The sequence below is a fragment of the Stenotrophomonas sp. STEN054 genome (assembly GCF_056854535.1).
The window spans coordinates 1-25,622 of record NZ_JBXFWG010000054.1; the positions used below are offsets into that span (position 1 = coordinate 1).

22 protein-coding genes and 3 tRNA genes are annotated in these 25,622 nt (G+C 65.8%); 3 read left to right on the forward strand and 22 right to left on the reverse strand.

Annotation, left to right across the window (positions count from 1 at the left end; genetic code table 11):
• Positions 1-127: 127 nt before the first annotated feature.
• The 20 genes from AC1VXD_RS17060 to AC1VXD_RS17155 all read right to left on the reverse strand — a co-directional run bounded on the left by AC1VXD_RS17060 (position 128) and on the right by AC1VXD_RS17155 (position 18,656).
• Positions 128-204, reverse strand: a tRNA-Met gene (locus AC1VXD_RS17060).
• Positions 205-287: 83 nt separating this feature from the next.
• Positions 288-364, reverse strand: a tRNA-Met gene (locus AC1VXD_RS17065).
• Positions 365-491: 127 nt separating this feature from the next.
• Positions 492-1,952 carry an NADH-quinone oxidoreductase subunit NuoN gene (gene nuoN / locus AC1VXD_RS17070; RefSeq protein WP_482993037.1) on the reverse strand — a complete coding sequence of 487 codons (1,461 nt, stop codon included), beginning with the start codon at positions 1,950-1,952 and terminating at the stop codon, positions 492-494.
• A gap of 15 nt (positions 1,953-1,967) precedes the next feature.
• Positions 1,968-3,476 (reverse strand): NADH-quinone oxidoreductase subunit M, encoded by a 1,509-nt coding sequence (locus tag AC1VXD_RS17075; RefSeq protein ID WP_482993038.1) that lies wholly within the window; start codon positions 3,474-3,476, stop codon positions 1,968-1,970.
• 23 nt (positions 3,477-3,499) lie between these two features.
• Positions 3,500-5,671, reverse strand: coding sequence for an NADH-quinone oxidoreductase subunit L (gene nuoL, locus AC1VXD_RS17080; protein ID WP_482993039.1), 2,172 nt, complete (start codon positions 5,669-5,671; stop codon positions 3,500-3,502).
• Positions 5,672-5,678: 7 nt separating this feature from the next.
• Positions 5,679-5,984 (reverse strand): NADH-quinone oxidoreductase subunit NuoK, encoded by a 306-nt coding sequence (gene nuoK / locus AC1VXD_RS17085; protein ID WP_053519917.1) that lies wholly within the window; start codon positions 5,982-5,984, stop codon positions 5,679-5,681.
• A complete protein-coding gene (locus AC1VXD_RS17090) occupies positions 5,981-6,640 on the reverse strand; it encodes an NADH-quinone oxidoreductase subunit J (RefSeq protein WP_482993040.1) in 660 nt (219 codons plus the stop codon). The genes nuoK and AC1VXD_RS17090 overlap by 4 nt, the downstream gene beginning before the upstream one ends.
• A 9-nt stretch (positions 6,641-6,649) precedes the next feature.
• The gene (gene nuoI, locus AC1VXD_RS17095) at positions 6,650-7,138 is read right to left on the reverse strand and encodes an NADH-quinone oxidoreductase subunit NuoI (RefSeq protein ID WP_005410456.1); all 489 of its coding nucleotides are present in this window, start codon (positions 7,136-7,138) and stop codon (positions 6,650-6,652) included.
• Between the two features lie 3 nt (positions 7,139-7,141).
• A complete protein-coding gene (gene nuoH, locus AC1VXD_RS17100; protein WP_482993041.1) occupies positions 7,142-8,236 on the reverse strand; it encodes an NADH-quinone oxidoreductase subunit NuoH in 1,095 nt (364 codons plus the stop codon).
• Positions 8,233-10,467 carry an NADH-quinone oxidoreductase subunit NuoG gene (gene nuoG / locus AC1VXD_RS17105; protein ID WP_482993042.1) on the reverse strand — a complete coding sequence of 745 codons (2,235 nt, stop codon included), beginning with the start codon at positions 10,465-10,467 and terminating at the stop codon, positions 8,233-8,235. Before nuoG ends, nuoH begins: the two co-directional genes overlap by 4 nt.
• Positions 10,464-11,804 (reverse strand): NADH-quinone oxidoreductase subunit NuoF, encoded by a 1,341-nt coding sequence (gene nuoF, locus AC1VXD_RS17110; protein ID WP_482993043.1) that lies wholly within the window; start codon positions 11,802-11,804, stop codon positions 10,464-10,466. The genes nuoG and nuoF overlap by 4 nt, the downstream gene beginning before the upstream one ends.
• A gap of 4 nt (positions 11,805-11,808) precedes the next feature.
• A complete protein-coding gene (gene nuoE, locus AC1VXD_RS17115) occupies positions 11,809-12,336 on the reverse strand; it encodes an NADH-quinone oxidoreductase subunit NuoE (protein ID WP_108769456.1) in 528 nt (175 codons plus the stop codon).
• A gap of 97 nt (positions 12,337-12,433) precedes the next feature.
• Positions 12,434-13,744: an NADH-quinone oxidoreductase subunit D gene (locus AC1VXD_RS17120; RefSeq protein ID WP_482993044.1), complete on the reverse strand. Its 1,311-nt coding sequence runs from the start codon at positions 13,742-13,744 to the stop codon at positions 12,434-12,436.
• Between the two features lie 8 nt (positions 13,745-13,752).
• Entirely contained in the window at positions 13,753-14,502 is a 750-nt protein-coding gene (locus AC1VXD_RS17125; RefSeq protein WP_079222611.1) for an NADH-quinone oxidoreductase subunit C, read from the reverse strand.
• Positions 14,503-14,535: 33 nt separating this feature from the next.
• Positions 14,536-15,090, reverse strand: coding sequence for a NuoB/complex I 20 kDa subunit family protein (locus AC1VXD_RS17130; protein ID WP_079222612.1), 555 nt, complete (start codon positions 15,088-15,090; stop codon positions 14,536-14,538).
• Entirely contained in the window at positions 15,081-15,437 is a 357-nt protein-coding gene (locus AC1VXD_RS17135; protein ID WP_079222613.1) for an NADH-quinone oxidoreductase subunit A, read from the reverse strand. Before AC1VXD_RS17135 ends, AC1VXD_RS17130 begins: the two co-directional genes overlap by 10 nt.
• A gap of 110 nt (positions 15,438-15,547) precedes the next feature.
• Positions 15,548-15,632 (reverse strand) — tRNA-Leu (locus tag AC1VXD_RS17140).
• Between the two features lie 51 nt (positions 15,633-15,683).
• Positions 15,684-16,121: a preprotein translocase subunit SecG gene (secG, locus tag AC1VXD_RS17145; protein ID WP_482993045.1), complete on the reverse strand. Its 438-nt coding sequence runs from the start codon at positions 16,119-16,121 to the stop codon at positions 15,684-15,686.
• A 33-nt stretch (positions 16,122-16,154) separates the two neighbouring features.
• Positions 16,155-16,910 carry a triose-phosphate isomerase gene (gene tpiA, locus AC1VXD_RS17150; RefSeq protein WP_482993046.1) on the reverse strand — a complete coding sequence of 252 codons (756 nt, stop codon included), beginning with the start codon at positions 16,908-16,910 and terminating at the stop codon, positions 16,155-16,157.
• An 810-nt stretch (positions 16,911-17,720) separates the two neighbouring features.
• Entirely contained in the window at positions 17,721-18,656 is a 936-nt protein-coding gene (locus tag AC1VXD_RS17155; RefSeq protein ID WP_108769461.1) for an isopenicillin N synthase family dioxygenase, read from the reverse strand.
• 197 nt (positions 18,657-18,853) lie between these two features.
• Here AC1VXD_RS17155 and AC1VXD_RS17160 point away from each other — a divergent pair, with 197 nt between their 5' ends.
• From AC1VXD_RS17160 to AC1VXD_RS17170, 3 genes are read left to right on the forward strand one after another with little or no spacing between them, the layout of a single operon-like run.
• Positions 18,854-20,737 carry a sulfatase-like hydrolase/transferase gene (locus AC1VXD_RS17160; RefSeq protein WP_482993047.1) on the forward strand — a complete coding sequence of 628 codons (1,884 nt, stop codon included), beginning with the start codon at positions 18,854-18,856 and terminating at the stop codon, positions 20,735-20,737.
• A 19-nt stretch (positions 20,738-20,756) separates the two neighbouring features.
• The gene (locus AC1VXD_RS17165; RefSeq protein WP_482993048.1) at positions 20,757-21,902 is read left to right on the forward strand and encodes a glycosyltransferase family 4 protein; all 1,146 of its coding nucleotides are present in this window, start codon (positions 20,757-20,759) and stop codon (positions 21,900-21,902) included.
• A complete protein-coding gene (locus tag AC1VXD_RS17170; protein WP_482993049.1) occupies positions 21,895-22,752 on the forward strand; it encodes a polysaccharide deacetylase family protein in 858 nt (285 codons plus the stop codon). The genes AC1VXD_RS17165 and AC1VXD_RS17170 overlap by 8 nt, the downstream gene beginning before the upstream one ends.
• Before the next feature lie 288 nt (positions 22,753-23,040).
• On the opposite strand, the gene glmM is transcribed toward AC1VXD_RS17170, so the two are convergent.
• Entirely contained in the window at positions 23,041-24,405 is a 1,365-nt protein-coding gene (gene glmM / locus AC1VXD_RS17175) for a phosphoglucosamine mutase (protein ID WP_482993050.1), read from the reverse strand.
• Positions 24,405-25,280: an acetyl-CoA carboxylase, carboxyltransferase subunit beta gene (accD, locus tag AC1VXD_RS17180; RefSeq protein ID WP_108769466.1), complete on the reverse strand. Its 876-nt coding sequence runs from the start codon at positions 25,278-25,280 to the stop codon at positions 24,405-24,407. The genes glmM and accD overlap by 1 nt, the downstream gene beginning before the upstream one ends.
• Between the last annotated feature and the right edge of the window lie 342 nt (positions 25,281-25,622).

Sequence of the window (25,622 nt, forward strand, 5' to 3'; positions counted from 1 at the left end):
GCGGCGCCGCCCCGGCCACACCCCGCCCCCCCCCCCCCCGGGCCGCGCCGGTCCGGGCCCGGCGGATCCAGCGTACGCTCAAAGAAAAACGCCTTCGAAGCAGGACTTCGAAGGCGATTTCTTTACTTGGTAGCGGGGGCAGGATTTGAACCTGCGACCTTCGGGTTATGAGCCCGACGAGCTGCCAGACTGCTCCACCCCGCATCAGAAGCGGAATTATGAGTGATAACTTCAAAACATGCAAGCTTTCCCTCATTCATCAAACCGGTTGGCGCCGATCTGAAGTTTGGTAGCGGGGGCAGGATTTGAACCTGCGACCTTCGGGTTATGAGCCCGACGAGCTGCCAGACTGCTCCACCCCGCACCGGAAGTGTTTGAACTGCTGCCCTGCTTTTTCAAGAAGGGCTACCGCAACGATGTTCTGGCTGAACCGCTGCAGTGACAACTCAGGCTGCGCATATTACACGAATCGCGCAGCTTTGTGTCAACTTTTATGCAAGATGCGCAAATGCCTGCTGGCACCAGACCATGATCGGGTTCCAGGCCAGACCCAGAGCCAGCAGCGCCAGGGCGTTCACGCCCAGCACCACGCCCAGCACGCGGTCGTTGTTGCGCGGCATGGCCTCGCCCACCGGCTCATCGAAGTACATGACCTTGATGACGCGCAGGTAGTAGAAGCAGCCGACCACGGCGCACAGGACGCCGAGAATGGCCAGCCACAGCAGGCCGCCGTTGACGGCAGCGCCGAGCACGGCCAGCTTGGTCCAGAAGCCCAGGAACGGCGGGATGCCGGCCAGCGACGCCATGATGCACAGCACCAGGCCGGCCATCCACGGGTTGCGGGCGTTCAGGCCCTTGAAGTCCTCAATGTTCTCGGCTTCAAAGCCGGCGCGCGACAGGGCGATGATCGCACCGAAGGCGGCGGTGGACATGATGGCGTAGGCCAGTGCGTAGAACAACGCGGCGGCGTAGCCCTGCGCGCCGCCACCGGCGATGCCCATCAGCAGGAAGCCGATGTGCGACACGGTGGAGAACGCCAGCATGCGCTTGAGGTTGCTCTGCGCGATGGCCATCAGGTTGCCGATGACCAGCGACACGGCGGCCAGACCGGCGATCAGCAGCTGCAGTTCGGTCGACAGCGGGCCAACGCCCATCTCCAGCAGGCGGTAGGCCATGCCGAAGGCGGCCAGCTTCGGTGCCGAACTGATGAACAGCGCGATCGGCGCCGGGGCACCCTGGTACACGTCGGGCAGCCACATGTGGAACGGGGCGGCACCCAGCTTGAAGGCCACGCCGGCGATCATGAAGACCGCACCGGTGATCAGCAGCATGCGCTCATCCGAATGCGGGATGGCGGCCTGGATGGCATCCAGGTGCAGGCTGCCGGTGGCGCCGTAGATCAGCGACATGCCGTACAGCAGCAGGCCCGAGGCCAGCGAACCGAGAACGATGTACTTCATCGCCGCTTCCGAGGCCAGGCCGCTTTCGCGGTTGCTGGCGACCAGTGCGTACGAGCACAGGGCCAGCAGTTCAAGACCCAGATAGACCATCAGCAGACTGCCGGCCGAGACCAGGATCATCATGCCGGCGGTGCCGAACAGGATCAGCACCGGGATCTCGCCCTGGAACAGGTTGCGGTCGCGCAGGTAGCGCCAGCCGTAGACCAGGGTCAGGCCGCTGAGCAGCACGATCCCGGTCTTCATCACGTCCGCGGCGGTATCGCGCACGAACATGCCGTGGAAGACCTCACCCTGCCCGCCCACGCCGGTGGCGAGCATGAACAGCACCACGGCCAGTGCAGCGACCGAGAACAGGTGGGTGACGATCTTGTTCCGGTTGCTGACGAACAGGTCGAGGATCATCAGGGCGAAGGCGCTGCCGATCAGCACCAGCTCGGGAGCGAGCGGTGGCAGGTCAGCGGCGGTCAATGGCAGCAGCGGCGAGGTGGTCATCATCAAATCCTGGAATTACAGCAGCTTGCTGGATGCGATCTGCATCGCCAGCTTCGCGATCGAGGGCTCCATCAGGTCGGTCAGCGGCTTGGGGTAGATGCCCAGCGCCAGCACGCCGATGGCGAACACGCTCAGCAGCGCCCATTCGCGGCCGTTGATGTCCTTCAGTTCGGCCACGTGGCTGTTGGCCACTTCGCCGAAGAAGATGCGCTTGTACAGCCACAGGGTGTAAGCCGCACCGATGATCAGGGTGGTAGCGGCGCCCAGGGCGATCCACGGATTGCGCTGGAACGCAGCCAGGATGACCATGAATTCACCGGCGAAACCACTGGTGCCCGGCAGGCCGGCATTGGCCATGAAGAACAGCATCGCGAAGGTCGCGAACCACGGCATCACGTTGACCACGCCGCCGTAATCGGCGATCCGGCGGCTGTGCATGCGGTCGTACAGCACGCCGACGCAGGAGAACATCGCACCGGACACGAAGCCGTGCGAGATCATCTGCACCATGGCGCCCTGCAGGCCGAGGCGGGCTGCATCGGCGTTGCCGGCTTCGCGCACCAGCCACAGGGCGATGAAAGTGCCCAGGGTGACGAAGCCCATGTGCGCGATCGACGAATAGGCGATCAGCTTCTTCATGTCGTCCTGCACCACGGCGACCAGGCCGACGTAGATCACCGCGATCAGCGACAGGGCGATCACCAGCCAGGCCCACTCGTTGGACGCGTCCGGAACGATCGGCAGGTTGAAGCGCAGGAAGCCATAGCCACCGATCTTCAGGGCGATAGCGGCCAGGATCACCGAACCCGCGGTCGGCGCTTCCACGTGGGCGTCCGGGAGCCAGGTGTGCACCGGGAACATCGGCACCTTGACCGCGAAGGCGATCAGGAAGGCGAAGAAGATCCAGGTCTGCTCCTTGGCGCTCAGCGGCAGCGCGTACAGGTCGGCCAGCTGGAAGCTGCCACCCTTCATGTACAGGTAGATCAGCGCCACCAGCATCAGCACCGAGCCGAGGAAGGTGTACAGGAAGAACTTCATCGCGGCGTAGATGCGGCGCGGGCCGCCCCAGACACCGATGATGAGGAACATCGGGATCAGCATCGCCTCGAAGAACACGTAGAACAGCATCGCGTCCGTGGCCGAGAAGATGCCGACGGTAACGCCTTCCAGGATCAGGAAGGCCGCCACGTACTGGTTCACGCGCTTGTCGATCGCGCTCCAGGCACCCAGCAGGGCCAGCACGCCGACCAGGGTGGTCAGCAGGATCAGCGCGATGGCGATGCCATCCACGCCCAGGTTGTAGCCGATCTTGTACGCCGGGATCCACGCATGGGTCTCGACGAACTGCATGCCATCGGCAGCCGGGTTGTAGCCGCCGAGCAGCGAGAGACTCGCAACGAAGGTCAGCAGCGCCACGCCGATCGACGCCCAGCGGGCGGCCTGCGCATCACGGATCGCAAGGATCAGGGCACCGCCGAGGATCGGCAGCCAGATGAGGACACTGAGTAGGGGCCAGTTCGACACGTCTTCTTATTCCGTACAGGTCATCAACGCAGGTAATGCATCAGCACGCCCAGGAGGGCAATCAGGCCGATGATCATCGCGAAGGCGTAGTGATAGAGGAAACCGGATTGGGTACGACGCAGCACGCCGGCTGCGACGTCCACAACACGTGCCGAGAGATTGACCACGCCGTCGACGATGTTGCTGTCGATCCAGCGAGCGACCTTGCCAAGCTTGACGCTGCCACCGGCAAAACCGTTGATCCACAGCATGTCGAAGCCGTACTTGTTTTCCAGCACCGAAACCAGCGGAGCGAAGGTCTTGCGGGCCTTGCCCGACAGGTCCGGCTTCCACAGGTAGAACAGCGCGGCCAGCAGGAAGCCTGCGACGGTCAGGAAGAACGGCGGCAGCATCATGCCATGGAGCGCGAACGCCACCGGGCCATGGAACTCCTCGCCGAGGAAGGCCACGGTGTTCTTGGCCGGATCGTAGAAGTCGACGATGCCGGTGAAGAACGTGGTCGCCTGGCCCTTGATCGCCTCGTGGGCGTGGTGGCCGGCCCAGTCGGTGCCGTGCAGCATCGGACCGATGCTGAAGAAACCGATGGCGATCGACGGGATGGCCAGCAGGATCAGAGGCAGGGTCACCACCCACGGGGTTTCGTGCGGCTCATGCGGACCGTGGCCATGGCCGTGGTCGTCATGGGCATCGCCGTGGTGCGCATCGGCGTGATGGGCATCGGCGGCATGATGGCCGTCATGGCCGTGGTCATCGTGGTGCGCGTCACGGAAGCGCTCTGGACCATGGAAGGTCAGGAACAGCAGGCGGAAGCTGTAGAAGCTGGTCACCAGCACGCCGCCCAGCACTGCCCAGTAGCCGTAGGTGGCCACCCAGGTGTTCTGCATGTGGGCGTGGATCTCGGCTGCCTCGATGATGGTGTCCTTCGAGTAGAAGCCGGAGAAGAACGGCGTACCGACCAGGGCCAGGGTACCGATCCACATGGTGATGAAGGTGATCGGCATGTACTTGCGCAGGCCGCCCATCTTGCGCATGTCCTGCTCGTGGTGCATCGCGATGATGACCGAGCCGGCACCCAGGAACAGCAGCGCCTTGAAGAAGGCGTGGGTCATCAGGTGGAACACGGCCGCCGAGTAGGCCGACACGCCCAGCGCCACGGTCATGTAACCGAGCTGGGACAGCGTCGAATACGCGACCACGCGCTTGATGTCGTTCTGCACGATGCCGATCAGGCCGGTGAAGAACGCGGTGGTGGCACCGATGAAGAGGATGAAGTTCAGCGCGGTCTGCGACAGCTCGAACAGCGGCGACATGCGGGTGACCATGAAGATACCGGCGGTCACCATGGTCGCGGCGTGGATCAGTGCCGAGATCGGGGTCGGGCCTTCCATCGAATCCGGCAGCCACACGTGCAGCGGGACCTGGGCCGACTTGCCCATGGCACCGATGAACAGGCTGATGCAGATGACGGTGGCGATCGACCAGACCACCGGCTCGCTCAGCAGCTGCATGCCGAACACGGTGCCGTCCCAGATCTGCATCTTGGCTTCGGGGCTGGCCAGTGCGCCTGCCTGCGAGAAGACCTGCGAGTAATCCAGGGTGCCGAACACCCACAGCACGCCGGCGATGCCCAGCAGGAAGCCGAAGTCACCGACGCGGTTGACCAGGAACGCCTTCATGTTGGCGAAGATCGCGGTCGGGCGCTTGAACCAGAAGCCGATCAGCAGGTACGACACCAGGCCCACCGCTTCCCAGCCGAAGAACAGCTGCAGGAAGTTGTTGCTCATCACCAGGGTGAGCATCGAGAAGGTGAACAGCGAGATGTAGCTGAAGAAGCGCTGGTAGCCCGGGTCCTCTTCCATGTAGCCGATGGTGTAGATGTGGACCAGCAGCGACACGAAGGTCACCACCACCATCATCATCGCGGTCAGCTTGTCGACCATGAAGCCGACATGGGCCGAGTACTGCCCGACTTCGAAGAAGGTGTACAGGTTCTGGTTGAACGGCTGCGCACCGCCCCAGACCAGCTGGTACAGCGTGTACATCGACAGGGCGCAGCTGATGGCCACGCCGAGGATGGTGACGGTCTGGGCGCCGAAGCGCTTGACCTGGCGACCGAACAGGCCGGCGATGATGCTGCCGAACAGCGGTGCAAGCACCACTGCGATCAACAGACTCTTGGAGAGAGTGATTTCCATCTGTGGATCAGCCCTTCAGCGAATCGACTTCGCCGACATTGATTGTGCGGCGTGTACGGAACAGGGTCACCAGGATCGCCAGGCCGATGGCGGCCTCGGCTGCGGCGACGGTCAGGATGAAGAACACGAACAGCTGGCCGGACGGATCGCCGAGCTGGCGCGAGAACCCGACGAAGTTGATGTTCACCGACAGCAGCATCAACTCGATGGACATCAGCAGGACGATGATGTTCTTGCGGTTGAGGAAGATGCCGGCAAGGCTGATGCAGAACAGCACCGCGCCCAGCGCCAGGATGTGGCCGAGAGTGATCATGCCTGGGTCTCCTCGTCGCCCGCGACCGGCTTGGTGGTGGTGTGGACCAGCGGCTGTTCGGCGTCCATCTTGACCATGCGCAGACGCTGCGAGGCCTTGACCATGGTCTGGTCGCCCGGGTTCTGGCTCTTCACGCCGGTACGGCGACGCAGGGTCAGCATGACGGCGGCGACCACGGCCACGGTCAGGATGACGGCGGCGAACTCGAACGGCAGCAGGAACTCGGTGAACAGGCTGCGTGCCAGCCAGGTGATGTTTGACGTGTCCGCGGCCAGGGCCGCAGCGTTGTCCGCCGGGAAGGCGTTGACCGCCCTGCCCTTCACCCCGATCAGGATCAGCATCTGCACCAGCATGGCCACGGCCACGATCAGGCCGACCGGCAGGTAGCGCACCCAGCCCTCACGCAGGTTCGTGGGATCGATGTCGAGCATCATCACCACGAACAGGAACAGCACCATCACCGCGCCGACGTAGACCAGCACCAGGGCGACACCGAGGAACTCGGCACCGACCAGCAGCCACACGCAGGCGATGGAGAAGAAGGTCAGCACCAGGCAGAGCACGGCGTGAACCGGGTTGCGCACGCTGATCACCGCACCGGCCGAAACCGTTGCCGCGATTGCGAACACCCAGAAAGCGATATTTACCCAATCCATCTCTCGACCTCAGCGGTAAGCGGCATCGGCGGCACGACGCTCGGCGATCTCGTTTTCGAGACGATCGCCAAGGGCCAGCAGCTGCGGCTTGGTAACGATGTTTTCGCCACGGTTCTCGAAGTGGTACTCGAGGATGTGGGTTTCGACGATCGAGTCCACCGGGCAGCTTTCTTCGCAGAAGCCGCAGAAGATGCACTTGAACAGATCGATGTCGTAGCGGGTGGTACGGCGGGTGCCGTCCTCGCGCTTGGCCGAGTCGATGGTGATGGCCAGTGCCGGGCACACCGCTTCGCACAGCTTGCAGGCGATGCAGCGCTCTTCACCGTTGGGGTAACGGCGCAGGGCGTGCAGGCCACGGAAGCGCGGCGACTGCGGGAACTTCTCCATCGGGTACATCATCGTGTACTTCGGCTTGAAGCTGTACTTCAGCGTCAGCCAGAGACCGGCCAGCAGTTCGAGCAGCAGCAGGCTCTTGAAGTAATGGGTAATCCTGTTCATCACTTAGACGCCCTTTTGAATCACGCCGAAGAACACCATGACGGCGGTAACCGCGATCCACAGAATGGCCAGCGGGATGAAGACCTTCCAGCCCAGGCGCATGATCTGGTCATAGCGGAAGCGCGGGAAGCTGGCACGGAACCAGATGTAGGCACTGGCGAAGAAGAACACCTTGACGAACAGCCACGGTGCACCACCCTTCCAGATCCAGTCGACCAGCGGCGAGACATCGCCGAAGTTCACCCAGCCCTGGATCGGGCTCAGCCAGCCGCCGAGGAAGAAGATCGAGATCAGGAAGCTGATCAGGATCATGTTCGCGTATTCGGCCAGGAAGAACAGGGCGAAGGCACCGCCGGAGTATTCGACCATGTGGCCGGCGACGATTTCCGATTCGCCTTCCACCACGTCGAACGGCGCGCGGTTGGTTTCAGCCACGCCCGACACCCAGTAGATGACGAACAGCGGGAACAGCGGGATCAGGAACCAGTCGAAGAAGCCGGAGCTGCCGGCCTGGGCCATGACGATGCTGCTCAGGTTCAGGCTGCCCGAAGCGATCATCACGCCGACCAGGGCGAAGCCCATCGCGATTTCGTAGCTGATCATCTGCGCCGAGGCGCGCATGGCACCCAGGAACGCGTACTTCGAGTTGGATGCCCAACCGGCCAGGATGATGCCGTAGATGCCCAGCGAGGTCATCGCCAGCAGGTACAGCAGGCCGGCGTTGGCGTTGGACAGCACGATCTGCGAGTCGAAGGGCACCACCGACCAGGCTGCGAAGGCCGGGGCCAGGGTGATCAGCGGCGCGAGCAGGAAGATCGCCTTGTTGGCGCTGCTCGGCTGCAGGACTTCCTTGAACAGCAGCTTGAAGACGTCGGCGAAGGCCTGGAAGATGCCCATGCCCACGTACATCGGGCCGTGGCGGACGTGCATCCAGCCGATCAGCTTGCGTTCCCAGACCACGTAGAAGGCCACCGAAACGATCACCGGAACGGTGATCACCAGGATCTTCAGGATGATCCAGATCAGCGCGCCGATATCACCGAGGGAAAGCAGCCACTGGTGCAGCGGGTCGACCGCGTTCAACAGCAATTCGTTCATGCAGCCACCACCGATACGCGAGCGGCACCCAGCGGCGCGGTCGCGCCGTGGCCCGATTCAATCCAGACCGAACCCGCAGCGACGCGGGCGTCGACCACTACCGGCAGGGTGGCCTTGCCGGCATCGGTGCCGACCTTGGCCATCTGCCCTTCCTGCAGCTGCAGGTGCGCGGCATCTTCAGCGTTCAGCACGATGCGCGGGGCGTTGTTCAGCGGATGCGACTGCAGCGCCGGCGCGCGACGGACCACCGCATCGGTGCGGTAGATCGCAGCGGTCGAAGCCACTTCCAGGCCTTCGCCGGCAATGGCCGGCTGGGCCGAGGCCGCCACGGCGACCGACACCGGCGCCACGCTGGCACGCAGGCCGGCCAGGTCGGTGAAGTCGAAACCGGCCAGCGCCATCTCGCCGCCCAGTGCGCGCAGCACGCGCCAGCCCTCGCGGGCCTCGCCCGGCAGCTTGCCGCCGGCACGGGCCGACTGCTCGCGACCATCGAGGTTGGTCAGGGTGGCGTCGATTTCCGGCAGCGCGCCGATCGGCAGGATGACGTCGGCAACGTCACGGGTGGAGACGCAGGCGAACTGGCTGAAGGCCACCACCTTGGCACCGACCAGCGCCTTGCGCGCGGCCGGGGCATCGGCGAAGTCCAGGCCCGGCTCGAGGCCGTACACCACGTAGGCCTGGCGCGGCTGCGCCAGCATGGTGGCCACGTCCTTGCCGGCCGGCAGCACGCCAGCGCGGGCCAGGCCCACGGCATTGGCGCCCTGCGGGATGCGGCACAGCTTGGCACCGGTGGCGGCAGCGAAGTCACGCGCAGCGGCGCGGATCGTGGCGGCCTGCGGGTGGTTCTCGGCGATGCCACCGACGATCAGCACGGTGTTGGTACCGCCCTGTACTGCCGAACGCAGTTCTTCGCTGGCCAGCGCGTCGACGAACTTCGACGGGGCGACGATCTGCTTGCCGGCGATGCTGAAGGCGAAGTCGAAGTCCACCGGGTTGACGACGTGGATCTTCGCGCCCTTGGTGGTCTGCGCCTTGCGCAGGCGGGCGTGCAGCAGCGGCAGTTCGTGGCGGATGTTGCTGCCCAGGACGACGATGCGGTCGGCGCCTTCGATCTCGGCCAGCGGCAGGCCGAACACTTCGGCGGTTGCTGCGTCGGAGAAATCGCGGTTGTTGATGCGGTGGTCGATGTTGTTCGAGCCCAGGCCCTTGGCCAGGCGGGCCAGCAATGCGCCTTCCTCGTTGGAGGTCGACGGGTGCACCAGCACGCCCAGGTGGTCACCCTGGTGGGCCTTGAGGATCTCGGCGGCCGCGGCCAGGCCTTCGGCCCAGCTCACTTCCTTCCACTCGCCGTTGACCTTGCGCAGCGGCTTGACCGCACGGTCTTCGCTGTACAGGCCCTGATGCGAGTAGCGGTCACGATCGGACAGCCAGCACTCGTTCACCGCTTCGTTGTCGCGCGGCACGGTGCGCAGCACTTCGCCGCGACGCACGTGCAGGAACAGGTTCGAACCCATGGCGTCGTGGTAGCCCAGCGATTCGCGCGCGGTCAGTTCCCACGGACGGGCGCGGAACTGGAACACCTTGTTGGTCAGCGCGCCGACCGGGCAGACGTCGACGACGTTGCCGGACAGCTCGGTGGTCAGCGGCTTGCCGTCGTAGGTACCGATCTGCAGGTTCTCGCCGCGGTACATGCCACCCAGTTCATAGGTGCCTGCCACGTCGGCGGTGAAGCGCACGCAGCGGGTGCACTGGATGCAGCGGGTCATCTCGGTGGCGACCAGCGGGCCCATGTCCTCGTCCGGCACCACGCGCTTGCGCTCGTTGAAGCGGCTGACCGAACGGCCATAGCCCAGCGAAACGTCCTGCAGCTCGCACTCGCCGCCCTGGTCGCAGATCGGGCAGTCCAGCGGATGGTTGATGAGCAGGAACTCCATCACCGAACGCTGGAACTTGAGCGCCTTCTCACTGCGGGTGGCGACCTTCATGCCGTCCATTACCGGGGTGGCGCAGGCCGGCGCCGGCTTCGGCGACTTCTCCACGTCCACCAGGCACATGCGGCAGTTGGCGGCGATCGGCAGCTTCTCGTGGTAGCAGAAGCGCGGAATGGAGATGCCGGCCTTGTCGGCGGCCTGGATGATCATCGAGCCCTTGGGCACGACCAGCGACTTGCCATCGATCTCGATGGTGACGTGATCGGGTGGGACGCTCGGATTTACGGGTTGCGCGCTCATGCAGCGGCTGCCTCCACCTTCTTGCCGTCAACCATCGAATGACCGTTGACGATGTAGTACTCGAACTCGTCCCAGAACTGGCGCAGGAAGCCCTGGATGGGCCATGCAGCCGCTTCGCCGAACGCACAGATGGTGTGGCCTTCGATCTGGCCGGCCACCGCCTTCAGCTGGTGCAGGTCTTCCATCGTGGCCTTGCCGGCGACGATGCGCTCCAGCACGCGGTGCATCCAGCCGGTGCCTTCACGGCACGGGGTGCACTGGCCGCAGGATTCCTTGTGGAAGAACTGGCTGATGCGGCAGGCGAACTTGACGCAGCAGACGCTGTCATCCAGCACCACGACGGCGCCCGAACCCAGGCCGGAGCCCAGGGCACGGATGGTGTCGTAGTCCATCGGCAGGCCCTTCAGCTCGGCCGCGGTCAGCACCGGCATCGACACGCCGCCCGGGATCGCGCCCTTCAGGGTGCGGCCCGGACGCAGGCCACCGGCCATCTCCAGCAGGTCGTCGAAGGTGGTGCCCAGCGGCACTTCGAAGTTGCCGCCGTTCTGCACGCAGCCGGAGACGGAGAAGCACTTCGGGCCACCGTTGCCGGTCAGGCTCAGGCCCTTGAACCACTCCGGACCGTTGCGGATGATCGCCGGCACCGAACCGTAGGTCTCGGTGTTGTTGATCGTCGACGGCTTGCCGTAGAGGCCGAAGTTCGCCGGGAACGGCGGCTTGTAGCGCGGCTGGCCCTTCTTGCCTTCCAGCGATTCCATCAGCGCGGTTTCTTCGCCGCAGATGTAGGCGCCGGCGCCCAGGGCACCGTAGATGTCGATGTCCACGCCCGAGCCCATCACGTTCTTGCCCAGCCAGCCGTTTGCATAGGCATCGGCCAGGGCCTGTTCGAAGTGCTCGAACGGCTCGTGGTGGAACTCACCGCGCAGGTAGTTGTAGCCCACGGTCGAGCCGGTGGCGTAGCAGGCGATCGCCATGCCTTCCACCACCGAATGCGGGTTGTAGCGCAGGATGTCGCGGTCCTTGCAGGTGCCCGGTTCGGATTCATCCGAATTGCAGAGGATGTACTTCTGCATGTTGCCCTTGGGCATGAAGGACCACTTCAGGCCGGTCGGGAAGCCAGCGCCACCGCGGCCGCGCAGGCCCGAGGCCTTGACCATCTCGATGACCTGCTCCGGCGGGATCTTCTCTTCGAGGATCCTGCGCAGGGCGGCGTAGCCACCGGTCTTCAGGTAGCTTTCGTACGACCACGGGGTGTCGTAATGCAGGGTGGTGTAGACCACCTGGTGCGGCAGCGGCGCGGGACCGACCGGACCCTTGGATTCGTGGTGATGTGCCATGCCCTTACTCCAGCCCGTCCAGCAGCTCGTCGACCTTTTCCAGGGTCAGACGCTCATGGTAATGACCGTTGATGACCATCATCGGTGCACCACCGCAGCCGGCCAGGCACTCTTCCTCGCGCTTGAGGTAGACGCGGCCATCCGGGGTGGACTGGCCGTGCTTGATGCCCAGCTTCTTCTCGCAATGGCGCACGATGTCCTCGGCGCCATTGAGCCAGCAGCTGATGTTGGTGCAGATGGCAACGTTGTTGCGGCCCACCTTCTCGGTCTCGAACATCGAGTAGAAGCTGGCGACCTCATAGGCCCACACCGGCGGCAGATCCAGGTACTTGGCCACGCCGGCGATCAGCTCGTCGGTCAGCCAGCCCTGGTTCTGCTCCTGGGCCGCATGCAGGCCCTGCAGCACGGCGGAGCGCTTGCGGTCCGGCGGGAACTTGGACAGCCAGTGATCGATGTGAGCGCGCGTCTTGTCGCTCAACACCACCATCGGGTCGACGTCGCGCGCCGTCTCGAAATTACCTGTCGCCTTCATCGGCCGACCTCAGCGAAATGCATAACGTGAAATTGCAGAAACTGCGGCGCCGGCTTGCGCCGGCTGCCTGCAGCAGGCGTTGGCTTGGCAGACGTCATTACCGGTCAACCTCGCCGAACACCAGATCGTAGGTGCCGATCATCGCCACCACGTCGGCCAGCATGTGGCCGCGCACGATCGAATCGATCGAGGACAGGTGGGCGAAGCCCGGCGCGCGCAGATGCACGCGGAAAGGCTTGTTGGCGCCATCGGAGACCAGGTAGCAGCCGAACTCGCCCTTCGGGGCTTCCACCGCCGAATAGGTTTCGCCGGCCGGCACGCAGTAGCCTTCGCTGAACAGCTTGAAGTGATGGATCAGCGCTTCCATGTCGTCCTTCATGTCCTCGCGGCTGGGCGGCGCGACCTTGAAGTTCTTGACCATCACCGGGCCCGGGTTGGCCTTCAGCCACGCCACGCACTGCTTGATGATGCGGTTGGACTCACGCATTTCCGCCACGCGGCACAGGTAGCGGTCGTAACAGTCGCCTTCCTTGCCCAGCGGGATGTCGAAATCGACGGCATCGTACTTGGCGTACGGACGCTTCTTGCGCAGGTCCCAGGCAATGCCCGAGCCACGCAGCATCACGCCGGTCATGCCCCACTGGTGGGCCAGCTCCGGACTGACCACGCCGATGCCGACCGTACGCTGCTTCCAGATACGGTTGTCGGTCAGCAGGGTTTCGTATTCGTCGACGCGACCCGGGAACTCGTTGGTGAAGTTCTCCAGGAAGTCCAGCAGCGAGCCTTCACGCGAAGCATTGAGCTGCTTCAGCGCCTTGCCCTTGTGCCAGCGCGATTCCTTGTACTTCGGCATGTGGTCCGGCAGGTCGCGGTAGACGCCGCCCGGACGGTAGTAGGCCGCGTGCATGCGCGCGCCTGAGACTGCTTCGTAGCAGTCCATCAGCTCTTCGCGCTCACGGAAGGCATACAGCATGACCGCCATCGCCCCAAGATCGAGGGCGTTGGAGCCCAGCCACATCAGGTGGTTCAGGATGCGGGTGATTTCGTCGTACATCGTGCGGATGTACTGCGCGCGTTCCGGCGCCTCGATACCCATCAGGGTTTCGATCGAGCGCACGTAGGCGTGCTCGTTGCACATCATCGACACGTAGTCCAGGCGATCCATGTAACCGATCGACTGGTTGAAAGGCTTGGACTCGGCCAGCTTTTCAGTACCACGGTGCAGCAGGCCGACGTGCGGGTCGGCACGCATGATGGTTTCGCCGTCCATTTCCAGGATCAGGCGCAGCACACCATGGGCGGCCGGATGCTGCGGGCCGAAGTTCATGGTGTAGTTGCGGATTTCCTGCCGGCTTTCTGCGGCGTTGCTGGCGAATGCTTCGCCGGCCTGGTGAACATGCCTACTCATTTCCGGGCTCACTTCACTGCCTCCTGCGCGCGCTCACCTTCTGCGGTCTGCAGACGGGCGTCGTCGCGGATCACGCGCGGCACGCCGACGCGCGGCTCCACCGAGGTGACCGGTTCGTAGATCACGCGCTTCTTTTCTTCGTCGTAGCGGACTTCGACGTTGCCGATCAGCGGGAAGTCCTTGCGGAACGGATGGCCGACGAAGCCGTAGTCGGTCAGGATCCGGCGCAGGTCCGGGTGACCTTCGAAGATCACGCCGTACAGGTCGAACGCTTCGCGCTCGAACCAGTTCAGGCCCGGCCAGATGCCGGTCAGCGAGGACACCACCGGCAGTGCTTCGTCAGGGGCGAAGCAGCGCAGGTGCAACATCAGGTTGTGCTGGTAGGAGCGCAGCTGGGCGACCACGGCGAAACGCTGGGTCGGCATGTGCTGCGGGCTCGCGCCGTCGGCACCGTTCTCTTCGGTAGGGAACTCGCCCCACGCGAAACGGCCTTGGGCCTTGCCTTCGACGCCACGGCTGAAGCCCTGCGAGGAAACGTCAGCGGTGTCCCATTCGTCGGAGCCATAACCGAGGTAATCGACGCCGCAGAGATCCACGGCCTGCTCGAAACCAAACTCGTCACGCAGCGCCAGCGCGGTGGCATGCCACTCGGCGGCAGGCACCTCCAGCGTCACTTCGCCGCGGGGTTCGACCACGATGACCTTCGCACCAGCGAAACGTGCGGAGAGTCGGTCGATGAAGGATGCTTGCTCTGCCATGGGGGCTTGGCGCGCTCTTGTAGTGTGGAAGGGTCAGCGGGCGATGGTCTGTGTACGCCAGATCTTCTTCTGCAGCTGCAGGATCCCGTACACCAGCGCCTCGGCGGTCGGCGGGCAGCCCGGGACGTAGACGTCCACCGGCACCACGCGATCACAGCCGCGCACGACAGAATAGGAGTAATGGTAATAGCCGCCGCCGTTGGCGCAGCTGCCCATCGAGATGACCCACTTCGGGTCCGGCATCTGGTCGTAGACCTTGCGCAGCGCCGGGGCCATCTTGTTGACCAGGGTACCGGCCACGATCATCACGTCGGACTGACGCGGCGACGGGCGGAACACCACGCCGTAGCGGTCAAGATCCAGGCGCGCGGCGCCGGCGTGCATCATCTCGACCGCGCAGCAGGCCAGACCGAAGGTCATCGGCCACATCGAGCCGGTGCGCGCCCAGTTCAGCAGTGCATCGACGCTGGTGGTGACGAAGCCCTTTTCCAGCAGCGGGTTGTCGCCCTCCGGCCGCAGGATGTCATCAACCCGCCCTTCCGGGACCGGATTGTTCATGAGGCCATCGAGAGTCTGAATCACTCCCATTCCAGCGCTCCCTTCTTCCAGACGTAAATGAAACCGAGGAACAGCATGCCGACGAACAGGCCCATGGTGACGAGCGAACGGGCGCCCAGCTCCATGAAGACCTGGGTCCACGGCACGATGAAGATGATTTCCAGGTCGAAGACGATGAACTGGATCGCGATCAGGTAGTAGCGCACGTCGAACTTCATGCGCGCGTCTTCGAAGGCCTCGAAGCCGCACTCGTACGGCGAGAGCTTTTCCAGATCGGGGCGGCGGGGACCGAGGAATCGACCGATCAGCATCAGCGTGATGCCGATACCGGTCGCGACGATCAGAAACAGCAGAGACGGCAAATATTCGGCCAGCACAGCGATTCTCTCTTGCCTCTGCCGCCGCGCCTGCAGGCGCTTTGGCATGGGGGAGTGGACGGGAAACGGCTGGCGCATTGCGCGCCAGGAGAACCCGCTTTACTTACAAATGGTGCCCAAGAGGGGACTCGAACCCCTACGACCTAAGTCGCTACCACCTCAAGGTAGTGCGTCTACCAATTCCGCCACCTGGGCAAACGATCACATCAGTCAGATAACCCGATGCGCCGCATATTGTAACCGTCTTCAGTCTTTCTGGGAGCCTTCCGAAGGCTTTTCTTCACCAGAAACCGAAGATTCCGCCTGAGCCGGCACATTCGCAGCCGGAACCGGGGTGGCCGGGACCGCATCGGCCTTCGGAACGGCCGGGAGTTCACCCGCCGGAGCGGCCGGAGCGCTGGCCGCCGGAGCGGACATCAGGCCCAGGTCCTGGTCGGCCGCCGGACGGCTGCCGTGGCCGGCATACCAGGCCATGAAGAGGCTGATGCCGAAGAACACGACGGCCAGCCACTTGGTCGACTTGGACAGGAAGTTGGACGCGCCGCGCGCGCCGAACACGGTGCCCGAGGCGCCAGCGCCGAAGCCCGAACCAGCCGCCGCACCCGAACCACGCTGCATCAGGATGAGCGCGATCATGGCCACGGCCACGAGCACGTAGACGACATTGAGGATCAACATCAGCATTGGGAATCCGCCCTCGGACAATACTTACAAGGATTAGTTCGCGACCGCCGCCTCCGCGATGGCCAGGAAGTCCGCGGCCACCAGGGAGGCGCCGCCGACCAGCCCACCATCGACATCCGGCTGCGCGAACAGTTCCCCGGCATTGTCGGGCTTCACGCTGCCGCCGTAAAGAATGGGCAGTGAATCAGCGATTCTAGCATCGATGCGCGCCACTTCGCCACGGATGAACGCGTGGACCTGCTGTGCCTGTTCCTTGCTGGCGGTCTTGCCGGTACCGATGGCCCAGACCGGTTCGTAGGCGACCACGGCAGTGGCGAAGCCCTCGCCCCCGACCAGGGCCAGCACCGGAGCCAACTGACCGGCGATGACGGCCTCGGTGTGCCCGGCCTCGCGCTGCTCCAGGGTCTCGCCGACGCACAGCACCGGCACCAGGCCGGCATGCAGGGCGGCGGCAAACTTGCGCGCGACCAGCTCGCTGCTTTCATTATGGTATTGGCGGCGCTCGGAGTGACCGACCAGGCCGTAGCGGGCACCGACCTCATGCAGCATGGCGGCGCAGACCTCACCGGTATAGGCGCCCTTCTCGTTGCTGCTGACGTCCTGGGCACCGAACATCAGGCCGGTCTCGCCGAAGTCCTCGACCAGCTCCCCCAGGTAGGGCAGCGGCGGCAGGATCACCACCTCGACCCCGGCCTTGGGCAGCCCCGCAGCCACCTGGCCCAGCAGGTCAGTGGCGAATTGACGGCTGCCGTGCAGCTTCCAGTTTCCGGCGACGATCTTGCGGCGCATGAGCGGGTGGCTCCTGTATGAAGTCAGCCGCCCATGATACCCGTTACGGCAAAAACCCGTTTGCTTGTAAGCGGTTACATGGATTTTCAGCGAACGGCGCAGCCCCTCGTGGCGGTTGGTTGGGTTGGGTGGGGCTGGTCGCGAACGGCCCGGTTGGATTCGGTGGCCTGGCCGGGCGGGTGGGCTGCGCAGGGGACGCCGTGAATCCGTCCCTGGAGGCTCGGTCGCCGCATCCATGCGGCTCACGCCCCCGCGCAACCCAACCGCCCGGCCTCTGACACATTCCGGCGGTTCCGGCCGCCACGGAAAAAAAAAGAAGAGCAAGAGCAAAAGCAGCATCCCGGGCGGTTCCGGGGTCAGAGCCCTCCCCGCAGGAAAAGGGATCTGACCCCTGCCCCACGTCTATCTGACAGATTCCATCCACGCACGGCGTGGATCTACTGCCGTCACCGGGAAACTGTCGGGGGTGGGGCGGTGTGGGTTGGCAGGACCGTTGCCGCCATGGATGGCGCCATCGGGCCCCCATGGGTGAGGGCGCTTTGCTTGCGAAGCACTGCTTCGCAAGCGCCCGAACGCACAGCCGCCAGCGGCTGGGCAGGACCCCGGAGGGGGGTTTACGGCGTGTCCTGCCAACCCACACCGGCCCGCCCAACCAGCAATAACCCAGAGCCGCTCTGGCTTTGGCTTTGGCTTTGGCTTTGGCTTCTGCAGGTGCAGGGCGCAGCCCTGCCGAACACCCTCCCGCTGCGCTCGCCGGGCACGGCCCGGCGCTACCCGAAATGAAAAAGCCGCCTTTCGGCGGCTTCTTCATTACTTCAGCTTGATCTCGCGCAGGCGTTCCTCGAGGAAGCCGTGGGCGGTGATCGGCTCCGGGTACCGGCTCGGGTTTTCCGGGGTGATGCACGAGGGCAGAACGTCGATCAGGAAATCCGGGTTCGGGTGCAGGAAGAACGGTACAGAGTAGCGCGGCTGGCGGGCCAGCTCACCCGGGGGGTTGACTACGCGGTGGATGGTCGACGGGTACACGTGGTTGGTCAGGCGCTGCAGCATGTCGCCGATGTTGACCACGATGGTGTCGGCGTCGGAGGTGAACGGCACCCACTTGCCATCATGCGACTGCACTTCCAGGCCCGCGGCGCTGGCGCCGACCAGCAGGGTGATGAAGTTGATGTCGCCATGTGCACCGGCACGCACGTTCGGGATGTCGTCGGTGGTGATCGGCGGGTAGTGGATCGGGCGCAGGATCGAGTTGCCGAAGTTGGTCTTGTCGGCAAAGAAGTCTTCCGGCAGGCCGATGTGCAGGGCAAGCGCCGACAGGACGCGCGAGCCAAGGTTGTCCAGCGCCTGGTACAGGCCGTAGCCGCGCTCACGGAAGCCCTCGACCTCGGACGGCCACAGGTTCGGCGCCATCACGTCGCGGTACTTGGAGTCGTCGGCGATCTCACGGCCGATGTGCCAGAACTCCTTCAGGTCGAAGTGCTTGGAGCCCTTGGCGGTTTCCACGCCGAACGGGGTGTAGCCGCGGGCACCGCCGCTGCCGGCCACGTGGTACTGGCGCTTGACCTCGTCCGGCAGCGCGAAGAAGGCCTTGAACACGTCATAGGCCGCGTCGATGTCGGCCTGCGGGATGCCGTGGTTGCGGATGCCCGCGAATCCCCATTGGCGGTAGGCCGCGCCCAGCTCGGCCACGAAAGCCTCGCGGTCGCTGTCAAAACGGGTGATGTCGAGGGTCGGGATCTGGCTCACAGCGGTTCCTGGCTTGTCGTTGGGTCAAAGGGCCGGCAGCTGTCTGCCGGCCAGCCTGAACATTGTGACAGATCGGCCGAAGTACGCCATCGATACAATGAAACAAACCGATACAATGCGCCACCCGCGCGAGCACGCGGCCCCTCCGGGCGCCCATGCAGCACGCCCCCTGCCCCCTGCCCGCCCGTTCCTGCACCATGTCCGCCGCCCTGCCCGATTCCACCCCTGCCACGCTTTCCACAGCCGACCGCCGCTGGCGTCGGCTGGCGTGGTGGTCGCTGTTCATCGCCGCCAACGCAGCGCTGGCCCTGCTGATCACGCTGGGCAACGTGCCGCTGGGCGACAACCCCGGTGGCGGCCTCGGCCTGGCCTACCTGGCGGTCGCCCTGCCCGGCCACCTGCTTGCCCTGGGCGCGCTGGCCGGCGCGCTGCCGCTGGTGATCGGCCTGTGGCCGCGCAGCGCGCGCACATTGACGCTTTCAGCCATCACGGTGCAGGGCCTGTGGCTCTGCCTGCTGCTGGTCGATGCCAAGGTGTTCGCCATGTACCGGTTCCACCTCAATGCGATGGTCGCCAACATGGTGTTTGGCGGCGCGCTGCACGACCAGGTCAGCCTGTCCTGGAAGACCTGGCTGCAGGCGGGCGGCCTGGTGGCGGCCATCTTCGCCGCGCAGGCGCTGCTGGCCTGGGCATGCTGGAGGCTGTTGTCGCCCGCACCGCACCGCCGCCGCGTGCTGCAGGCCTGGACCGCCATCGCCCTGCTGATGGGCGGCGGCCAGGTAGCCACCGCCTACTACGATGCGCTGGGCGAGCGCGCGGTGATCGGCCAGTGGAACTACCTGCCCTGGGCGCAGCCGATCACCGCCAAAAGCTTCATGCGCCGGCTCGGCGTGCACAGCCAGCAGCAGGCCGGCCTGCCCGACCCGCGTCACGCCCAGCTGCAGTACCCGCTGCAGCCGCTGCGCTGCCAGAGCCATCGCCGGCCGAACGTGCTGATGGTGGTGCTGGAATCGCTGCGTCACGACGCGCTGACCCCGCAGTACATGCCACATACCGCGGCGCTGGCGGACTCGGCGCGCGTTTACGACCATCATTTCAGCACCGGCAACGCGACCCGTTACGGCCTGTTCGGCCTGTTGTACGGCCTGCCCGGTGGCTACTGGCCGAGCATGCTCGATGAGCAGCGCGGATCGCAGCTGTTCAAGGTGCTGCAGCAGCAGGGCTACGACCTGCACCTCTATGGCAGCGCACCGCTGTACAGCCCTGAATTTGACCGCACCGTGTTTGCCGACGTACGCGACCAGCTGCACCAGGGCCCTCCGGAACTGGATTCGGCCGGGCGCGACCGCAGCATCGTTGCCTCGCTGCAGCAGGACATCACCCGCAGCCAAGACGCGCAGCGCCCGTGGTTCGGCTTCGTGTTCCTGGATTCAACGCACGCGCCGTACCACATGCCGGCCGACTACCCGCCGGTAGCCACGCCGATGGCCACCGACATCGACTTCCTGAAGTTCGGCCCGGACCACGACCCGACGCCGGAACTGAACCGCTACCACACCGCCGTGCACTACGCCGACAGCCTGGTCGGCCAGCTGCTCGACCAGCTGCGCGCGCAGGGGCTGGAAGAGAACACCATCGTGATGGTGACCGGTGACCACGCCGAGGAATTCAACGACCTCAAGCTCAACTACTGGGGCCACAACGGCAACTTCTCCAACCACCAGCTGCAGGTGCCGTTCGTGCTGCGCTGGCCGGGCGAAGGCAGCGGCCACGACGCGCGCACCAGTTCCCACGAGGACTGGGTGCCGACGCTGATGCGGCATGCCCTGGGCTGCGAGAACGCGCTGGGCGATTTCAGCACCGGCCAGGACCTGCTGGCCGTGCCGCAGGGCCCGCGCTCGCTGGTGGTGGAGAGCTGGTCGCAGCGCGCGGTCCGCCACGGCGAGGCGATCTACGTGTTCGACAAATTCGGCAACGCCACCGCGTTGGACCAGGCCTACCTGCCCCTTCCGCAGCAGGCGCCGGACCCGGCCAGACTGCGTACCGCGTGGGATGCCCTTACCCGCTTCCGCAACCGTTGAATTACAGGACTGATTCGCGATGAACCGCCCGCTGCGCATTCTCCACACCGAAGCCGCCAAAGGGATGGGAGGCCAGGAGATCTATATCTTTCGCCACATGCAGGTGATGCGTGCACGCGGCCACGAGGTCGCACTGCTTTGCCAGCCCGACGCGCGGCTGGGCACGCTGGCCCGCGATGACGGCTTCACCGTGCACACCCTGCGCATGGGCGGCATGGCGCGGCTGATGCGCGGCATCTGGTCGGTGTCGCGGCTGGTGCGCCGCGAGCGCTACGACGTGGTCAACACCACCAGCCGCCGCGACACGCTGATCGCCGCCGCCGGTGCGCGCCTGGGCCGAACGCCGCTGGTGGTGCGCTCACGCCACCTGATGAGTCCGGTCAACTCGCTGCTGACCTACACCGGCCTGCCGCACCGGGTGATCACCGTGAGCCGCTTCGTGAAGCAGCTGCTGGCCGAGCGCGGCATCGCCAGCGACACCATCGGCATCGTGCCGCCCATCGCGGTACCGCCGCGCTGGACCGACATCCGCAAGGAAGACCCGTGGCAGTGCCTGCAGGACGTCCGCGCCGAGGTCCGCGCCGAGCTCGGCTTCAGCGACGAGGACATCGTGGTCGGCTGCGTGGCGGTGCTGCGCGAGCCGAAGGGCCATGCCGACCTGCTGCGTGCGATCGCGCCGCTGTGCAAGGCCAACCCCCGTCTGCACCTGGTGGTGGTCGGCAATGGCGAGGCCGTCATGCAGCGCCTGCTGGAGATGCGCGAGGAACATGGCCTGCAGCAGCAGGTGCACCTGCTCGGCTACCGCGACAGCGCCTGCCGGCTGATGACCGGCTTCGACATCTTCGCCCTCGCCTCGCACAAGGAGGCGGCCGGCACGGTCTTCCTCGAGGCCGCCTACGTGGCGGTGCCGATCGTCGCCACGCGGGTCGGCGGCGTGCCGGAAATGGTGGCCGAAGGCAGCAATGCCATCCTCACCCGGCTGGGTGACAATGGCGCGTTGACCGCCGCGCTGCGCCTGCTGGTGGATGATCCGCAGCGCAGGCAGATGATGGGCCGTGCCGGCTGGGACTGGATGCGCACTGCGCACGATTTCAGCCCCGCCGGGCATGGCGAAACCACCGAACACTACTACCACCAGTGGCTGAAGGAGCTGGGACATGGCTGATGCGCGAACCGTTCCGGTGCTGATGCACCATCACGTCAGCCCGTCGCCGGGGATGATCACCGTCTCGCCGGAGAACTTCGAGAGCCAGATCGCCTGGCTGGCCAACAACGGCTGGACCTCGCTGACCCTGGACCAGTATGCCGGCTTCCTGGCCGGCAAGCCCGTGCCGCGCCGGTCCATCGTCATCACCTTCGATGATGGCTACCTGGACAACTGGGTGTACGCGCACCCGATCCTGCAGAAGTACGGCATGCACGCGGTGGTGTTCGTGGTGACCGGCTGGATGGGCGAAGGTGACGTCCGCCCGCATGCCGGCATCAGGGGCGCAGCGCTGCCGTCGACGCCGGACCACCGTGGCTGCGAAGCGGCGATCTTCGAAAGCGACCGCAGCGACGACGTGATGATGCGCTGGAGCGAGGCGCGCGCGGCGATCGAGTCGGGCACGTTCGAGGTGCATTGCCACACCCACACGCACACCCGCTGGTTGCGCCGCGACGACCTGGACCGCGCACAGCGCCGGGCCGGCATCAGCCAGGACCTGGCGATCTCGCGGCAGGTGCTGCTGGACAAGCTGGGCGAAGTGTCCGACACCCTGTGCTGGCCCTACGGCGATTTCGACCAGGACCACGTCGAGGTCGCGCGCGAGCACGGCTTCCGCTACCTGCACACCACCCACCCGTTCGGCCGCAACGTGGTTGGTGGCGACCCGGAACGCATCTACCGCTTTGCGATCCGCAACCGTCCGGCCAGCTGGCTGCGCAAGCGCATCGCGCAGAGCTACAACCCGCTGATCGCACCGTTCTTCAATGGCTTCAAAGCGCGCCAGAAGAAGATGGTGCCGGGGCCCTGAGCGGCCCAGGCCGTCACCCCATCGCTGCGGGAAAAAAAAACGCCCCGGCCTCCCGGTAACGCGGTTCACTTAATCCGTCGGGGTATCGATGGTAGCGCCGGGCCACGCCCGGCGAGCGCAGCGGCCTGTGTCAGACACCACGGCGCTTGAAGGGTTCCGCCGGCCATGGGCCGGCGCTACCAAGCAACAGAAAACGCCGCGATCCCGGTTGGGACCGCGGCGTTTTCATTAAGTGAACTGCATGACGGTCTCGCGGGGCGTTTTCAGTCTGGACCTGCGGCAGGTGGGTCAGGCAGAGGCTGCCGACTTCACCGCATCTGACAGGCGATCCAGCGTCTCCTGCATCAGCGTGGCTTCGTCGGCCTCCACGGTGACGCGCACCACCGGCTCGGTGCCGGACGGACGCAGGAACGCGCGTCCGCGGCCGGCCACCGCGTGCTGTGCGTCAGCCAGCGCCGACTGCACGCTGTCGGCCTGCACCGTGGCCTTGGCCGAGACATCGCCCAGGCGCACGTTGACGGTCTTCTGCGGCACCTTGGCCAGCGGCTGCAGCGCCTGCCGCAGGCTCTGACCAGTGCGGCGCAACGCTACCAGCACCTGCAGGGCGCTGACGATGCCATCGCCGGTGGTTGCCCGATCCAGGCACAGCAGGTGGCCGGAGGCTTCGCCACCGAGCACGCCGCCGCCTTCGACCAGCGCCTGGTGGACATAGCGATCGCCCACGTTGCTGCGCACGAACGGGATCTGCAGTTCGCCGAGCGCCTTTTCCAGGCCGTAGTTGCTCATCAGCGTGCCGACCACCGGGCCGCGCAGGCGCCCGTCGGCCTGCCACGCACGGGCCAGGATGTAGAGCAGGTCGTCGCCGTCGACCGGGTTGCCCTGGTCGTCGGCCATCAGCACGCGGTCGCCGTCGCCATCGAAGGCGATGCCGAGGTCGGCACCGGTCTCGCGCACCTTGGCGGCCAGGTTGTCGATGTGGGTCGAGCCCACGCCGTCATTGATGTTGACGCCGTTGGGCTCGGCACCGATGCCGATCACTTCGGCGCCCAGCTCGCGGAACAGCAGCGGTGCGATCTGGTAGGTGGCACCGTGCGCACAGTCGAGCACCAGGCGCACGCCACGCAGGTCGAAAGTGCGCGGCACGCTGGCCTTGCAGAATTCGATGTAGCGGCCGACCGCTTCGCGCGCACGCGCGGCCTTGCCCAGCTTTTCCGATTCGGCCGTCAGGAACGGCACGTCCAGCGCGGCTTCCAGCGCCAGTTCGGTGGCATCGTCGAGCTTCTCGCCCTGGGCAGAGAAGAACTTGATGCCGTTGTCGTAGTGCGGGTTGTGCGAGGCACTGATGACGACGCCGGCATCCACGCCCAGGGTGCGGGTGAGGAAGGCCACCGCCGGGGTCGGCATCGGCCCCAGCAGCTGTACGTCGGCACCGGCGGCCACCAGGCCGGCTTCCAGTGCGGCTTCGAACATGTAGCCAGAAATGCGCGTGTCCTTGCCGATCACCACGATCGGGCGGCGGCCACCCGGGCCGCGCTGGTCGACCAGCACGCGGCCCAGCGCATTGCCCAGGCGCAGCACGAAGTCGGCCGAGATCGGGCTCTGCCCGACGCGGCCGCGGATGCCGTCAGTACCGAAGTACTTTCGGCCCGCCATCACGCCACCTCCGGCGCCGGCTGGCGGCCGAGCATGGCCAGCAGGTCGGACAGGCGGTCACGCATTTCACGGCGGTCACAGATCTGGTCGATGGCGCCGTGCTCCAGCAGGAACTCGGAGCGCTGGAAGCCTTCAGGCAGCTTTTCGCGCACGGTCTGCTCGATCACGCGCGGGCCGGCGAAGCCGATCAGCGCCTGCGGCTCGGCGATGTTGATGTCACCCAGCATGGCGAACGAGGCCGACACGCCACCGGTGGTCGGATGGGTCAGCACCGAGATGTACGGCAGGCCGGCTTCGCGCAGCTTGCCCAGCGCGGCCGAGGTCTTGGCCATCTGCATCAGCGAGAACAGGCCTTCCTGCATGCGCGCGCCGCCGCTGGCGGAGAAGCACACGTAGGGTGCACCGATCTCGACGGCGGTTTCAGCGGCAAGCGCGAAGCGCTCACCGACCACCGAACCCATCGAGCCGCCCATGAAGGCGAAATCGAAGGACGAGGCGACCAGAGGACGGCCCTTGAGCAGGCCGCGCATGGCGATCAGCGCGTCGTACTCACCGGTGTTCTTCTGCGCGATCTTGATGCGCTCGCTGTACTTCTTCTGGTCCTTGAACTTCAGCAGGTCGGTCGGGCCCAGGCGGGCACCGATCTCGGTGGTGCTGTCGGCGTCGAACAGGGCCGCCAGGCGCGCGCGGGCGCGGATCGCCATGTGGTGACCGCACTTCGGGCAGACCTCCAGGTTCTCTTCCAGCTCGGGGCGGTACAGCGCGCTGCCGCAGCTGCTGCACTTTTCCCACAGGCCCTCGGGGACGCTGCGCTTCTTGCTGGGGGTGTTGTCGGTGCGGATGCCGGACGGCATCAACTTGCTGAGCCAACTCATGCGGGAGGACACTTCCGTTCAGGGCGGCCCGAGGGCCGCAAAGGCGGACAGTCTAGCTCTGCTGCGCCCCACCGTGCACCCCTTGCGGGGAACGGGCCGGCAGGAAAAAACCATGCTGGGACGTACGTTTAGCGTCGGTAGCGGGGGGGCCCCCCGCCCGGGGGGGGGGGCCACGCCGCCCCGGCGCGCGGCGCGGCGCCGGCCCCCCCCCCAGCACCACCCCCCCCCCCCCCCCGGCGCGCGCGCCCCCCCCCCCCCCCCCCCCCCCCCCCCCCGCCCCCCCCCCCCCCGGCCCCCCCCCCCCCCCCCCCCCCCCCCCCCCCCCCCCCCCCCCCCCCCCCC

Bases quoted from the DNA above. Each gene is read 5' to 3' on its own strand.
- nuoN (WP_482993037.1), bottom strand. From the start codon at position 1,952: ATGACCACCTCGCCGCTGCTGCCATTGACCGCCGCTGACCTGCCACCG.
- nuoL (WP_482993039.1), bottom strand. From the start codon at position 5,671: ATGGAAATCACTCTCTCCAAGAGTCTGTTGATCGCAGTGGTGCTTGCA.
- nuoK (WP_053519917.1), bottom strand. From the start codon at position 5,984: ATGATCACTCTCGGCCACATCCTGGCGCTGGGCGCGGTGCTGTTCTGC.
- AC1VXD_RS17090 (WP_482993040.1), bottom strand. From the start codon at position 6,640: ATGGATTGGGTAAATATCGCTTTCTGGGTGTTCGCAATCGCGGCAACG.
- nuoI (WP_005410456.1), bottom strand. From the start codon at position 7,138: ATGAACAGGATTACCCATTACTTCAAGAGCCTGCTGCTGCTCGAACTG.
- nuoH (WP_482993041.1), bottom strand. From the start codon at position 8,236: ATGAACGAATTGCTGTTGAACGCGGTCGACCCGCTGCACCAGTGGCTG.
- nuoG (WP_482993042.1), bottom strand. From the start codon at position 10,467: ATGAGCGCGCAACCCGTAAATCCGAGCGTCCCACCCGATCACGTCACC.
- nuoF (WP_482993043.1), bottom strand. From the start codon at position 11,804: ATGGCACATCACCACGAATCCAAGGGTCCGGTCGGTCCCGCGCCGCTG.
- nuoE (WP_108769456.1), bottom strand. From the start codon at position 12,336: ATGAAGGCGACAGGTAATTTCGAGACGGCGCGCGACGTCGACCCGATG.
- AC1VXD_RS17120 (WP_482993044.1), bottom strand. From the start codon at position 13,744: ATGAGTAGGCATGTTCACCAGGCCGGCGAAGCATTCGCCAGCAACGCC.
- AC1VXD_RS17125 (WP_079222611.1), bottom strand. From the start codon at position 14,502: ATGGCAGAGCAAGCATCCTTCATCGACCGACTCTCCGCACGTTTCGCT.
- AC1VXD_RS17130 (WP_079222612.1), bottom strand. From the start codon at position 15,090: ATGGGAGTGATTCAGACTCTCGATGGCCTCATGAACAATCCGGTCCCG.
- secG (WP_482993045.1), bottom strand. From the start codon at position 16,121: ATGCTGATGTTGATCCTCAATGTCGTCTACGTGCTCGTGGCCGTGGCC.
- tpiA (WP_482993046.1), bottom strand. From the start codon at position 16,910: ATGCGCCGCAAGATCGTCGCCGGAAACTGGAAGCTGCACGGCAGCCGT.
- AC1VXD_RS17160 (WP_482993047.1), top strand. From the start codon at position 18,854: ATGTCCGCCGCCCTGCCCGATTCCACCCCTGCCACGCTTTCCACAGCC.
- AC1VXD_RS17165 (WP_482993048.1), top strand. From the start codon at position 20,757: ATGAACCGCCCGCTGCGCATTCTCCACACCGAAGCCGCCAAAGGGATG.
- AC1VXD_RS17170 (WP_482993049.1), top strand. From the start codon at position 21,895: ATGGCTGATGCGCGAACCGTTCCGGTGCTGATGCACCATCACGTCAGC.
- glmM (WP_482993050.1), bottom strand. From the start codon at position 24,405: ATGGCGGGCCGAAAGTACTTCGGTACTGACGGCATCCGCGGCCGCGTC.
- accD (WP_108769466.1), bottom strand. From the start codon at position 25,280: ATGAGTTGGCTCAGCAAGTTGATGCCGTCCGGCATCCGCACCGACAAC.